13 protein-coding genes are annotated in these 13,440 nt (G+C 59.4%); all 13 read right to left on the bottom strand.

Features of this window, described 5'->3' with window-relative positions; translation table 11 throughout:
• Positions 1 to 110 precede the first annotated feature (110 nt).
• Entirely contained in the window at positions 111 to 1,445 is a 1,335-nt protein-coding gene (gene ffh / locus MP439_09065) for a signal recognition particle protein (protein ID MCI2976209.1), read from the bottom strand.
• Complete coding sequence (ftsY, locus tag MP439_09060) at positions 1,438 to 2,697, bottom strand: signal recognition particle-docking protein FtsY (protein ID MCI2976208.1); 1,260 nt, start codon at positions 2,695 to 2,697, stop codon at positions 1,438 to 1,440. The genes ffh and ftsY overlap by 8 nt, the downstream gene beginning before the upstream one ends.
• Before the next feature lie 471 nt (positions 2,698 to 3,168).
• Positions 3,169 to 6,621: a chromosome segregation protein SMC gene (gene smc / locus MP439_09055; protein ID MCI2976207.1), complete on the bottom strand. Its 3,453-nt coding sequence runs from the start codon at positions 6,619 to 6,621 to the stop codon at positions 3,169 to 3,171.
• On the bottom strand, positions 6,534 to 7,403 hold the full coding sequence (gene mutM / locus MP439_09050; GenBank protein MCI2976206.1) for a bifunctional DNA-formamidopyrimidine glycosylase/DNA-(apurinic or apyrimidinic site) lyase: 870 nt from the start codon (positions 7,401 to 7,403) through the stop codon (positions 6,534 to 6,536). The genes smc and mutM overlap by 88 nt, the downstream gene beginning before the upstream one ends.
• An 87-nt stretch (positions 7,404 to 7,490) precedes the next feature.
• Complete coding sequence (rnc, locus tag MP439_09045) at positions 7,491 to 8,228, bottom strand: ribonuclease III (GenBank protein MCI2976205.1); 738 nt, start codon at positions 8,226 to 8,228, stop codon at positions 7,491 to 7,493.
• A gap of 2 nt (positions 8,229 to 8,230) precedes the next feature.
• On the bottom strand, positions 8,231 to 8,509 hold the full coding sequence (locus MP439_09040) for an acyl carrier protein (protein MCI2976204.1): 279 nt from the start codon (positions 8,507 to 8,509) through the stop codon (positions 8,231 to 8,233).
• Entirely contained in the window at positions 8,502 to 9,485 is a 984-nt protein-coding gene (plsX, locus tag MP439_09035; GenBank protein MCI2976203.1) for a phosphate acyltransferase PlsX, read from the bottom strand. The genes MP439_09040 and plsX overlap by 8 nt, the downstream gene beginning before the upstream one ends.
• 4 nt (positions 9,486 to 9,489) lie before the next feature.
• Positions 9,490 to 9,672, bottom strand: a complete 183-nt coding sequence (gene rpmF / locus MP439_09030) for a 50S ribosomal protein L32 (protein ID MCI2976202.1) — start codon at positions 9,670 to 9,672, stop codon at positions 9,490 to 9,492.
• Between the two features lie 189 nt (positions 9,673 to 9,861).
• Positions 9,862 to 10,353 carry a DUF177 domain-containing protein gene (locus tag MP439_09025; GenBank protein ID MCI2976201.1) on the bottom strand — a complete coding sequence of 164 codons (492 nt, stop codon included), beginning with the start codon at positions 10,351 to 10,353 and terminating at the stop codon, positions 9,862 to 9,864.
• A complete protein-coding gene (locus tag MP439_09020) occupies positions 10,346 to 10,912 on the bottom strand; it encodes a hypothetical protein (GenBank protein ID MCI2976200.1) in 567 nt (188 codons plus the stop codon). The genes MP439_09025 and MP439_09020 overlap by 8 nt, the downstream gene beginning before the upstream one ends.
• Positions 10,909 to 11,391: a pantetheine-phosphate adenylyltransferase gene (gene coaD / locus MP439_09015; GenBank protein MCI2976199.1), complete on the bottom strand. Its 483-nt coding sequence runs from the start codon at positions 11,389 to 11,391 to the stop codon at positions 10,909 to 10,911. Before coaD ends, MP439_09020 begins: the two co-directional genes overlap by 4 nt.
• Before the next feature lie 57 nt (positions 11,392 to 11,448).
• Positions 11,449 to 12,003 carry an RsmD family RNA methyltransferase gene (locus MP439_09010; protein MCI2976198.1) on the bottom strand — a complete coding sequence of 185 codons (555 nt, stop codon included), beginning with the start codon at positions 12,001 to 12,003 and terminating at the stop codon, positions 11,449 to 11,451.
• 629 nt (positions 12,004 to 12,632) lie between these two features.
• Positions 12,633 to 12,812: a hypothetical protein gene (locus tag MP439_09005; protein ID MCI2976197.1), complete on the bottom strand. Its 180-nt coding sequence runs from the start codon at positions 12,810 to 12,812 to the stop codon at positions 12,633 to 12,635.
• Between the last annotated feature and the right edge of the window lie 628 nt (positions 12,813 to 13,440).

The following is a 13,440-nucleotide window of genomic DNA, read 5'->3' as shown; positions in this document are numbered from 1 at the left end:
CACCATGCGTTACGATCACAAGATGATCACGCATGATCTTGGTCTCACGTTGACGAACACCGTCGACGTCGCTAACGGTTAACCACTTAAGTGTAGGCGCTCCGAGTCGCCTACCTGCGCTTCTTGCGTTTGCTCTTGGCACGGCTCCGTGTCGCTGACGGCGGCCCCATGCCCATCTGGCGCATCATTTTGTTCATGTCACGGAACTGCTTGAGCAAAGCATTGACCTGGAGCTGGGTGGTGCCTGACCCGGCGGCGATCCGGGTCCGCCTCGAAACGTCGATCATCGAGGGGTTCTTGCGCTCCTCTTTGGTCATCGAGGAGACGATCGCCTCGATGCGGCTGATCTCAGCCTCGTCGATCTCCTGGTTCTTCAGCTCTTTGGGCACCCCAGGCAACATGGACAACACCCCCTTGAGGGGGCCCATCTTGCGCACCTGTCGCAACTGCTCAAGGAAGTCCTCGAGGTCGAAGTGACCTGATCGGAGGCGATCAGCCCCCTTCTTGGCGACATCTTCATCCATGGTGTCTTGTGCACGCTCAATGAGGCTGAGCACGTCACCCATACCAAGAATCCGCGACGCCATCCGATCCGGATAGAACGGCTCGAAATCCTCAAGCTTCTCGCCGACGGAGGCAAAGGCGATGGGTTTTCCAACAACCTCCTTCACCGACAGGGCTGCGCCACCCCGGGCATCACCGTCGAGTTTGGTGAGGATCACCGCCGAAAGCTCGAGGCGCTCGTCAAAGGCCTTGGCAGTCACCACCGCATCCTGTCCAATCATCGAGTCGATGACTAAGAATCGCAGATGCGCTTCGGTCGCCTTTTGGATGTTGGATACCTCGTCCATGAGGGCATCATCGATCGCCAACCGGCCAGCCGTGTCGATGATGACCACATCACGGGCTAAGCGCCGTGCTTCGGCCACACCCCTGACGGCGACCTCAACCGGGGTGGTTGGCTCGCTAAAAACCGGTACTTGTGCCTGTTCACCCAGGATCTCCAGCTGGCGGACGGCACCTGGTCGCGCCAGATCCGCCGCCACCAGATAGGGGGAACGCCCCTGTCGTCTCAGCAGCAACGCCAGCTTGGCCGCCGCCGTCGTCTTACCAGACCCTTGCAGTCCAGCCAGGAGCAGGATGGTCGGAGGCGTCGAGGCGAACCGAATCCGGTACGTATCCTGTCCAAGGACATCGATCAGCTCGTTGTGTACAGCCTTGACCACTTGCTGGCCTGGGGTGAGCGACGGAGAGGCCATCGCCCCGACGGCCGCGGCTCCCACCCGCTCGCTGATCAGGTTGACGACCCCGATATTGACGTCAGCCTCTAACAGCGCACGGCGGATTTCGCCAAGCGCCTCATCGACATCGGCTTGTGTGAGTCGGGTCTTGCCACGGATACGTGACAACGCGCCATCGAGGCGTTCACCAAGCGTCTCAAACATCAGTCTCCTCCCCTATCAAGGCTTGGACAAAAGCTTTGGGATCAAAGGGTGCAAGGTCACCGAGACCCTCGCCAAGGCCGACCAGTTTGATGGGAAGGCCAAACTCCGATTCGATCGCGAGGGCCACGCCACCTTTGGCACTCCCATCCAGTTTGGTCAACACGATACCGGTCACCTCAGCAGCCCCGTGGAACACCTCTGCCTGTCGCAGTCCATTTTGACCGGTGGTTGCGTCGATCACCAACAAAACCTCCGTCACCTCACCCGAAGACTTCGCTGCGACTCTCCTGATCTTCTTCAGCTCCTCCATCAAGTTAGTTTTTGTCTGAAGGCGGCCAGCGGTGTCACAGAGCACCACATCGCTGCCGACGGCTCTGGCGTGTTCGATGGTGTCGAAGATGACCGAAGCCGGATCGGCCCCAGGCTGACCCGAGACGACCTCAACACCGGTGAGCGAGGCCCACACACCGACCTGTTCGGTCGCCGCAGCACGGAACGTATCCCCTGCTGCGATCATCACCGAACGGCCTTCGCGCATCAGAAGACTGGCTACCTTTCCGATCGTGGTGGTCTTGCCGGTCCCGTTTACCCCCACCATCAAAACAACACTGGGCTTGGTTATCTCTGAGAACTGCAATTCGCGGGGAGCATCGGCAAACTTAGACTCGAGCAGCGCAACCAGCGCTTGGCGAAGATCATGGGCTGACGGGCTCTTGCCGAGTTGGCTCTTGAGTGCCGCGACGACCTCACTGGCGACCGTTGGCCCCATGTCGGAGAGAATGAGCGTCTCTTCAAGACGCGTCCACTCCTCGGCATCCACTCCGGCCCCACCAGAGCGCAAACGAGAAAACAGCGACGCGAACGGACCACGGGAACGAGACAGCGACGAAGCCATCGAGGCATGCGGCGCCGGCGCCAACTCGGCCGGGGAGCTCTCTTCCAGCTCATGCTCTCTTTGTTCAACCTCTGTTGTCAAATCCCTTGGCGCACCTGGTTGCAGAACCGACGCCGGGTCCGGCGATGTGTCCTTAGCTGGTGCCGACACATCCTTGGCACCGTCAGGCACGGCAGGACCCTGAATCTCAGCCTCATCAACCCGTTGAGTAGCGGTGCCATCGACATCGGGTGCGCTGACCTGGGGCGTGTCGCGCTCATCGAGTACATGACGATTGGTACTCGATCTCGTTCGTACGAGGGCGAGGCCAAATCCAAGAATGACAAAGAGGACAACAACGATCAAGAGTGAATCCATTGTCACCCATCGTAGATCCCGCGTCGTCGACTCGTAGCCATACAGGATCGAACAATTGAAGTCATCACCCTTGCCCAAGATGTTCAAACTCGCAGCAAGATCACCAAAATCTCACTGTCCGCTGCAGGTGAGACCCACCAGGATGGCCCCTACACAAAGTTTCAACTACCGCCATCGCCGATGTGGCTTCAAACGCCAGCAGAACAAGTCCACTCCAAACCAGGACTCCACGAGACGATGCTGTGTGAGGTAGTGTCGGAATCGTCACGGCGCGAGCCTCGGTGTCCAGCTGTCAAATGTCTGACACAACAAGGCAACCGCTCCACTCCAACGAACAGCAGGCATCTGGCCTAACTGCTCGACACTGGTGTCCTTGATCTGGCACGGTACCGTAGTGTTGGGACCAGTGTCTGCGCCCACAACGCGGCTGAAGTGGCTATCAATCTCCACATCGCCCACGGTTACGCTCTCTTAGGTCTCGGTGCCCGTTTCCTCGAAGGCATCGATCAGAACATGACGTACCACGGTTGAGAACCCACGAGGTGACATGGAAACACCCACCAACGAGTTTGCAACCTCCATCGTTCTGCGCTGGTGGGTCACGACGATCACCTGATGGTCCCGACTCACATCCCCGACGAGTCCAGCAAACGCCGAGAGGTTCTTGTCATCGAGGGCAGCCTCAACCTCATCGAGGACCACAAAGGGCACCGGGCGAACCTTGAGAACCGCAAACAAGAACGCCAGCGAGACCAGAGAGCGTTCGCCCCCCGAAAGAAGCCCCAACCGACGGACACGTTTTGCGGGGATCTTGATGTCGAGGTTGATGGGACTCGTCAACGGCTCCCCTGGGTTATCGAGCACCACTGCTCCAGTCCCCCCACGAAACAGCCGCTCCATCAACCGGTCAAACTCTACACTGACGGCTCCCACCATCTCAGTGATCCGGGTAGCCATCTCCCGTTCGAGCACGATAAAAGCATCCTCGGCGAGCCGATGGGCCTCACGCACATCGGCGGTCTCGACCCGAAAGCGCTCGAGCTCATCCTCGAGTTCCGCGAGCTCGAGAGCCGCCAGAGGATTCACCTGTCCCACCTTGACGATCTGCTCTTCAAGCTCAGCGAGCAACCCTTGAGCGGTGGTCGGTGCAACGCCTTCGGGTAGCGCTGCTTGGCGAATGTGCGCCAGCGACAGCCCCGTCGCTCGAACCGCCGCCTCCTCTTCAGCCAGCAGACGACTGCGCAAACGACTCTCCTCGGTCGCATAGGTCAATCGTTGGTTGCCTAACGTCTCGCGTTCGCGCGCCCTGGCCTGGCGACGCTCCTCAGCGAGGGTGTTTGCTCGCTCCTCCTCGTGGCGTGCCGCAGCAACACGGGCTTCCAGTGGGATGAGCCGACTAGCCTGGGCACCAATCTCGTCAGCCAGGGTCCCCAACTGAGCGATCAGGGAACGCACCTTGGCCAACGGAGCCCGATGATCACGATCCATGCTTTCGGCACGGGCCTTGAGCGCCGCCTCTCTCGTCTCGAACTCGCCGAGACGCTCTCCAGCCGCTTTGAGTTGGGCAGCGAGATCAGCCGCCTCGAGCCGAATGCTCACATCGCTTCGCTCGAACTCACCTCGGGCTCGCTCGTAGGCCTGGACGAGTAGTTGTTGCTCCTCAAGCTGGGCGATGGCCACGCCCAACCGTTGATCGATTGTGGCGACCTCGTCGTCGCTAACGACTTGTGTCACATCGCTCGCCTCGAGGGGGGCGACAAGGAACTCCAGTTCAAGCGTAAGCTTTTGCACCTCAGAGCCCAGGGCTGCCAAGCGAGTGGTCACCTGCTCGCTCCGGCGGGTCAGCCCTTTGTCTGTGGACTCATGGTTGGCCACGGCCTCGCGCAGCGATCGCACGACGGGCTCTAACTCTGCGATCTGGCGAGCAACCTCTTGGCTCTCGCGGGTGTGCTCATCAAGCTCACGCTGGTGAGTAGCGAGTTGGAGCTGGGCAACCGCCTGTGGGGAGGCACCAACGCGCAACAGGCCGTCGCGAAACATGGTACCTTTACGATCGACAATCACGCCCTCGGTATCGCCGTTGCGCAGATGCGCAAGTACATCGTCGACCAGTCGTACCGCCCCAAATTGGGATGCGAGCCATGACGGAGCCTGCTCGAAGAAGGCTGCGACCGCGTCCGGGGTCGCGGCCTCACTGCTTGGTGACGGGACGAAACCGACGAAGGAGTCTGCTGAGGATCGATCGAGGGCGCTCAACAACTCGGGGAGGCTGGTATACACATGGGCCTGACTCAACTCACCCAACACCGCGGCGACCGCCTCGGCGAGTCCCTCTCGAGGGACCAGCGTCCGACCTAATGAGCTCGCCGCCTCAGCGCCAGCCAACTTGATCAACGAGTTCACCTGAGCGCTCAGCGCCCGAAGCTGACCCTGGAACTCACGATCCTTACCTCGGTACTCCCCGAGCTGTGCCTCGGCCTCGGCCAGAGCGTGGCGATGCTCGACGAGCGCACTCGCCAACTCCTCTCGTTGCCTGCCATGTTCTTGTAGTTCGAGCTCGAGCATCGCAATCTCAGCCTCGGCCTCGGCCAATCGAGCTTCAGCTTTTTGGCGACGGGTGCGCCTCATCTCCTCCTCAGTGGCCAAACGCTCCCGCTCGGCAAGCCTGCGCCGTTGCTCGGCCACGAGCTGTGCCCGCTGACCGCGCAGGTCTGCGACCAACGCCTCGAGCTCGACGGGCCGGGTCGGAGCGCCCTCTTCGGCCTCGCGACGCTTAGCCGCGAGCTCACCTCTGCGAGCAGCGAGGGCCTCGCCAGCCTGCTCTAGTTCATCGATGCGCACATGCACCTGGGCCTTGGCCTCATCGATACGTCCGAGCTCGTCCGTGACCATGGCCAATTCGGCGTCACTGCGAGCGATCGTCGATTCGAGCTTGTTGAGTGGTGCCATCGCCTCAAGCACCTCACCGCGCAGGTCCGAAGCGTCCTGGCGGAGGCTACGTAGCCGAAGTAACAGCGGCTCAAGTACCGATTGACGTACCTCGGTCTCGTCGTGATCGACCCCGAGCTCCTCGAGGCGCGTGGTCACCCCCAGGAGCGCTCGCTTGGCCTCCTCGGCCTGCTCGGCGTAGCCCTCGAGCCGACGGCGCATCACCCAAAGGGCGATCGCGTCACGGCGACGAGTCAACTGCTCACGCTGTTCATAGAGGGTTACCTGGGAGCGCAGCGGCTTGATCCGACGCCTGAGCTCTCGTTCTTTGAGAGCGACCTCGTGCAGGCTCTGGGTGACGCTTTCAACGTGGCGCTGGGATTGACCAAGCCGTCGGCGTAGCGTCGACACCTGCGCCGCGTCCTCGAGCACCGCGCGGATCTCATCGCCCTTGGCGTTGGCCAACGACTCGATCTCCCCTTGGGAGATGATCACGTGTTGGGTCTTGCCAAGGTTGGCCTCACTCAAGGTATCGACGAGGTCGACGAGGCGACACTGGGCACCGTTGAGGCGGTATTGAGCGTCACCGTTGCGCGTAATCGCTCGGCTCATGGCAATCTCGGCCATCGGGAGCGACACCTGCTGATCGGTATTATCGAACTCGATCGTCACCTCGGCGCGCCCCAGCGGTTGGCGACCGTCACCACCGGCGTAGATCAGCTCCTCCATCTTGGTCAGACGAAGCAGACGTGGGCTCTGTGCGCCCAATACCCATGCCAACGCGTCCACCACGTTCGATTTCCCCGAGCCGTTGGGGCCGACGATCGCGGTGACACCAGGGTCGAAATCGATCGTCACTGAATCGGCGAAGGACTTAAAGCCCGTCATCTTGAGTCGCTGAAGCCGCATTACAACCTCCGCTGACAGCGAGGACAAAGGTGCGAGTACCGGCGCTGATAGCGCTGTCGCTCGATCCGGTGATAACACAGCAAACATCTGTGCCCCTGGCGTTGATAGACCAGCAGCGATGGGTAATACGTACCCTCACCTTCGAGATTGCGATAGCTGCGATCAGCGAAGGTGGAACCTCCGTGGGCGATGGCCTCACGAAGGACGCACCCGATGCCATCGACGACTTGGGCAAGTCCATCGATACCGAGTCGTTGACACGGCTCTTCGGGGTGGAACCCCACCCGAAACAGCGCCTCGTCGGCGTACATATTGCCTAGTCCAGCCATCATCTTCTGGTCCATGATAAAGGCCTTGACACCCCGGTGCGTTAGCAAGAACCGAGGTCGAGCCTCGTCGATGACCACCTGTCGATCGGCCAAGAGATCGACTCCAAGATGCGAGAGCATTGTGGCATGTGGTGGAGTGACACTCCAGTGATCGACCCAAAAGACCTCGCCAAAGGTCCGCGGATCCACCAACAGCAACGACCCTCCATCATCAAAGGTCATGGCCAGTTGGGTGTGTGTTGGCTGGGTGTGTACTGGCTGGGTCCTCGTGTCCTCCGAATCGGAGGCGCCTTCAAGGCGCAAGAAACCCGACATCCCCAGATGTATCACCACGGCACCAAGATCTTCGAACCGAAGCGCGAGGAACTTGCCGATCCGATCGACACCGATCACCCTGCGGGGCTCCCAGTGGGCAAAGACCTCGACATCACCACGACGCACCACGCGTCGACCATCGACTCGCACCGACTCGATCACCAGACCGTCAATGGCCCTCTCAAGCTGGCGCCGAATGGTCTCGACCTCAGGAAGCTCAGGCATTAGCAAACCCAGGCATTAGCAAACCCAGGCATTAGCAACCCAGACATGAGGACGTTCGAGCATCACAAGGTTGGGGAATCGGAGCATTCAGGCGTCGGAACTGCGGGGTCCTGACCCATGGCTATCAGATCCAGCAACAGCGGCTTGTACGACCTCAAGCTTGTCGAGGGCAAGCTGGCAGGCAGCCTGCTCGGCCTCTTTGCGACTATGGCCCTCCCCTACGAACGTTCCCAACTCCCCGAGTGTCAAGTCGACGCGAAAGCGCCGATCATGATCGGGCCCAGTCCAACTGACCTCGTAGGCTGGTTGGTCGAGCCTAGCCTGGACAAGGATCTCATGGAGGCGTGATTTGAAATCTCCGAGAATCGGGTCGGCCCCGTGGGCAATGAGCATCGGCTCCACCAGGGCGAGAACGAACTGAGCAGCCACGTCGAGCCCATGGGCCTCATAGAGTGCACCGATGATGGCCTCCACCGCATTCGAGCGAGCGTTTGCACTCACGGCATCGGCTTGGCCAACGATGAGCAGGGAATCCACGCCGAGCTCAAGCCCGCGGAGGGCCAACGCCGACCGAGAGACCAGCGCGGCGCGCAGTTTGGTCAACCTTCCCTCACTTGCACTTGGGTACCGTCGATAGAGATGATCGGTCACGACCAGCTCCAAGACGGCGTCACCAAGGAATTCGAGGCGCTCATTCGATTCGAGCGACTCCTCCACCGCTGAGCGATGCGTCAGCGCCTGGTTATAAAGAGGATGGTCGACAAAACTAGGGGGCAGGAGCGCAAGGAGTTCGGGGACAGAGCCCGCGCCACGCCGATCCGCCAACGTTACTGACTCACTCCGAGCACCGAGGCTACGTAGTCCACAGCATCACGCATGGTTCGTAGGTCCTCAAGGTCGTCATCCTCGATACGGAACTGATGCTCTCCCTTGGAGAACTCATTCTCGATGGCCTCAACCAGCTCGATGAGCGCCAACGAATCGGCGTCCAGGTCGTCGACGAACGAGGAACCCTCTTGAATCCGATCTTCGCTGATCTCGAGAATCTCGGCCAACTGATGGCGGATGACCTCAAAGATTTGCTCACGCGACGTCGGGTTACTCACCTGTACTCCCCTCTAACCTTCGAATAGTTTCTACGACCTTAGCCTCTGCGAGCTGACGGGCGTTGCGAACAGCGCTGGCGACGGCTCGAACGTTAGAGGCTCCGTGCCCGATCAGAAACAGCCCATTGACACCGAGGAGTGCGGCCGCACCAGTATCGTCTGGGGTCATCTGATTCCACAACGGCAACAACTTTGGTAACGCAAGATCGAGCACACCATCGTCACCTGCGCCGAGCGCACCTAAAACCACGTTAGCCAACAGGTGTGCAGCACCCTCGAGCGATTTGAGCACAACATTGCCAGTGAAGCCATCAGTGACGACGACGTCGACCCGGTCACTCATGATATCGCGCCCCTCTACGTTGCCGATAAATTTGATGGATGGCTCCTCAGCGAGTAGGTAGTAGGTCTCCTTGACGAGGGTGTTCCCTTTGCCAGGCTCCTCGCCAATGGAGAGGAGCCCCACCCGGGGGTGTTCGATTCCCAATCGGGCCGCGGTATACACCGAGCCCATCACCGCAAACTGATGAAGCCAGGCTGGGGTAACCTCGGTGTTTGCACCGGCATCGAGCAGCACTGTTGAGGTGGTGCCCGGCACCGGCAATTCGATGGTGATCGCAGGACGAGCGACGCCACGAATACGACCCACTTTGACCAGTGCGGTGGCCATGGCGGCGCCAGAGTTGCCAAAGGTGATGAACGAGCTCGCGCGCTGCTCCTTGAGCAGCGTCGCTCCCACAACCATAGAAGCGTCACGCTTGCGACGTGGGGCACTCGCCGGGTCATCGCTCATGAGGATCTCCTCACTTGCAACCACGGTCTCCACACGAGCATCACCCTCGAAGAGCTCACAAGCCGCGTGCGATCCCACCGCAATCACCGACCCACCCATGGTGTCAAGGGCACTCTTGACGCCCTCGACGATCACCGCTGGACCGCTATCGCCCCCCATGAGGTCCACGGCAACTGGATTCACAGTGTTACGCTTCCACCTCGAGGGCTTGGCGACCCTTGTAATAACCGCAACTTGGGCACACGTAGTGGGGCCGCTTCGGGCTCGAGCACGTGGGGCAAAGGCTTGCTGCGGGACCCATCAGCTTCCACGAGGAAGCTCTTCGACTTCTCGTCTTCGCCTTCGACGTCGATCTCTTTGGAACCGCCATGACTACCTACTCCTCTATTGAGCCACCGAACCGTGCGCGACCCACACGATGGGGTCGGTTCGGCTCGTCAACAATACGATTTGACCAAATAACTCTAATGGGATAGTCAGCAAAGTATGCACATCGCCTCGGTGAACATGGCATGGCTCCGGACGCTCCGCAATGGCGGTTACCAGAGTCGATCGAGGGCTAGAGCTGATCGAGGACGGTCCAACGCGGATCCCCGGTCTCTCCGGGGCATCCACACGGTCCTTCATTGAGATCAGCACCGCAGTTTTGACAAAGACCCTTACAGCCGGGGCGACAGAGCGGGACGGGTGGCAACAGGAGAACACATTGATCAGCGACGGCCCCCGTCAGGTCGAGCACCTCACCACGAAAACCGTACTGCTCCTCGGTGTCCTCACCTTCGACAAAGAGCTCCCGAAGCTCGCCAACGAGTTCGCCAGTGATCTCGGCCAAACAACGCACGCACTCGGCGACATAGCGGGTCTTGACGGTCAACGTGACAAAGACTCCCTCACCAACCGCCTCCGCCCTGCCCTCAACGGTGATCAGCGCATCATCTGGAACCCGCGACGACGTGACAAAGAGACCTGCGATGGTGCCGCTGAGCACGAAGGTGGTCGCTCGGTCACTACCTTTGCGTAAATTCGACAGCGACAGCTCAAAGTCACGCATCGCTCGCCCCACCCTGGTGCTCGTCATCGACACCGGGATCGCCTGGCTGAGGAGCAAAGAAGGTGTCAGGCTCCGGCGTCTCCGTCGCAGGCTCGGAGCTATCGGCGAGTCGTTGTCGACCACGCCTTGCCTGTTCGAGCAGGTCCGAGAGGATGATCTCGAAATTGGCGAGACGGCGATCGATATAGTCCTCGGTCTGGCGCTTGAGAGTATTGGCCTGTTCTCTGGCTTGCAGATCGATACGACGAGCACTGGTCTCGGCTGCGCGCACGATCTCCCCGTCTGAAATTATGCTCTCGACACGACGACGCGCCTCCTGGAGGAGTTGGTCTGCCTCCTGGCGCGTTCGCTCAAGCACCTGGCTACGCTCGGCTAGGACTTCACGAGCCTCTACAACCTCCCGAGGTGCCGCCGCTAGGCAGTGATCGATGAGTTCAAGGGCTTGGTCTCTCGAGATAATAGCCGATGTCGAGAGCGGAACCCCCTTGGCGTCGGCTACCATCCTTCGCAGCGCATCGAGCAGTTCGACAAGTGACTCACTCCCCTGTTGGTCGGTCACGGTCGGCTCCTGCGCTCCCCAAGGGCAACGTCAACCACCTTTGGCACCAACGACGAGACGTTACCGCCGTAGGCGGCCACCTCACGAATGAGTTTTGACGAGACGTACGAATACTCAGACGAAGTCGGCACAAACAGGGTGTCGATGCCCGAGAGCTCACGGTTCATCTGTGCCATCTGCAACTCGATCTCAAAATCCGACACCGCTCGTAATCCTCGCACGATGACATTGGCGTTCACGTCTTTGGCGAGGTCAACAACGAGTGACGCCAAGGCAACGACACTCACATTGGACATACCATTAACCGATGCACGGACCAACTCCATCCGCTCCTCCAGAGAGAACAGTGGACCAGCCTTTTGTGGGTTACGCATGGCAGCAACGACGACCTCGTCGAATAGCTTGCTCGCGCGCTCCACAACCTCGAGATGACCATTATGAAAGGGATCGAACGATCCCGGGAAGAGCGCACGTCTCATTGAAAACTAACCACCTCAATCTTCACGTATGCCGAGCCAAACCACGAGTGCCAACGCCTATAACGTCGACTCATGTTCGTCCAGCATGACCTGCTCAAAGAGACCTAAACGCGTGTCGCCATACCGGCGCCACCACATCATCTGCCATCTGGGCCCTAGCCCCACCTCGCTAGTAGACTCTATCACGACATAGCGAGCCGCTGGCAACCTTTGGCCAAGCTCTTCAAATGCCTCATATCGATACGGGGGATCCAAAAAGATAATCCCGAACTCGGTATCCCTGAAACGCTCGAGACATTGTAGGGCATCGAGTGACAGACATTGCATTCGGTTCTCTACGCCAAGCGCCGTAGCCTCACGTCGGACCTGGGCAACGAGCCCGGAGTTGTGATCGTTGTAGACCACCCGTGGCGCTCCTCGCGACAGCGCCTCAAACCCAATTGCGCCCGACCCACCGAATAGATCAAGCCAGCTCATCGTCTCGAGCGACACCATGCTGGCAAGGATCGAAAATAGCGCCTCCCGAAGTCTTTCGGTGGTGGGCCGCACTCCTTCTGGAACTCGAACCCTGAGCTTACGCCCTTTGAGCGTCCCGGCCACAATTCGCACCATCTCTCTTGCCCTTCCTACTTACAAACTCAATGGACGAGGCTCGATGACCGAAGCTCCCCGGCCAAGACTCCTTTACCAAGACGGCGCTTCGTCATGACTTACTCTTCAAGACTTGAGCATATCTGCTCAAGGCCATTAGGTTTATCCGCACACGGTTGATAGGGGGCTTTGCACTAAGTCTCAGTACCAGCGTGTGCACCGGAAGTCGGTGGCATTTGAACAATTGCTAAGCTCTACTACGCCAACATTTGCGTCCCTCGTGAAGTTCGCCCTGTCCGAAAGAACCGACTTTCCAGCGCAGACCGGTCACCGCCTCCGGGACATTCGGCACTTCGCCATGGACCCACAGACAAGAATGTGTCTTGGTGATTTGAGTAGCCAATATGTCCTATCATAAGAATATGGGCACCCTGGGAGCACCACAGGTTGCACAAGAGTTGAGAATCTCACTTCCTCGACTACATCGAATTGTTCATGGGCATCCGGGCGTGAGCTACAACACCCGTGGCACCTGAGGCTCGATGCGAGTGCCGTTAAGCATCTGCGTAGCCGAGTCGGAATAATCCCTGGAGTGGGTGGGCTCACGAGAACAGAGACGCAGGGGTCCAGTAGGGATTCGTGCGCAGCATCTACGCGCTGATCTCTTGAACGACTCCCGCGGCGACTACTTCATTACGGTGCTCAACCACTCCTCGTCGTTGGCGGTAATTCAGGGTAGTCGAAGGAGAGATGCCGAACGCAGCCCAAAAGGGCGCCTTAGCAAAACGCTGAGAGCGAACGGCTCTTTGAGGGTGAATCCATTCATTCATTCTTAGGGCTTTCCCTGGATCTTCTAACAGGGCACGCAAATCCTGTTCGCTGCGTCGCAAATGACCCTTCGGTCCACACGAGATGGCTTGAGCCCCAGTCTGGTTATCGCTCGGTGGAAAGTGGGAACGCTCACCCCGAGCCAGTCAGACACTTGTGTTGTGAACTACCCCCACCTGAAGGTGGAGGCTTCGTAAGCTAGTCTCGGTCACGCTGCAACCGTCCTCTGGCTCACTCTGTTTTCCCGCTTCCGCGGCCCGTAGACGGCATCAAGAAGGCGTGTCAGCCGTCGCGACGAATAACACAGGCTCATGGCTGAGCCTTCCACCAAGAACACCTCCGCTTTCGTGTTCCGTTCCTCGAGGGCAAACGACAATTCGTTGAGCAATTCTGTAAATGGTTCCCGGTCCAAATAGACATCTTCAGAGATGGACTAGCGCCGAACGTCAGAGGAAAACACCCCGACAGGCAAACGCTGCTGGCGTATCGGCAAAGCAGCGCGGTCTTAGTCCTGATGAACGAGCGCACACCACAGATGCAGGTAATGCTTGTGCTATCCTTTGTGCATCTGAAGAATCAGGTGCCAATTACTTCGAGAGCCACGACGATCCAACGGTTCAGGTAAAGCGA

It is taken from the genome of Ferrimicrobium sp., from assembly GCA_022690815.1.
In the GTDB taxonomy this organism is placed as follows: domain Bacteria; phylum Actinomycetota; class Acidimicrobiia; order Acidimicrobiales; family Acidimicrobiaceae; genus Ferrimicrobium.
The sequence above is the reverse complement of the archived record's forward strand: the minus strand, read 5'-3'. Positions and strand labels throughout refer to the sequence as shown.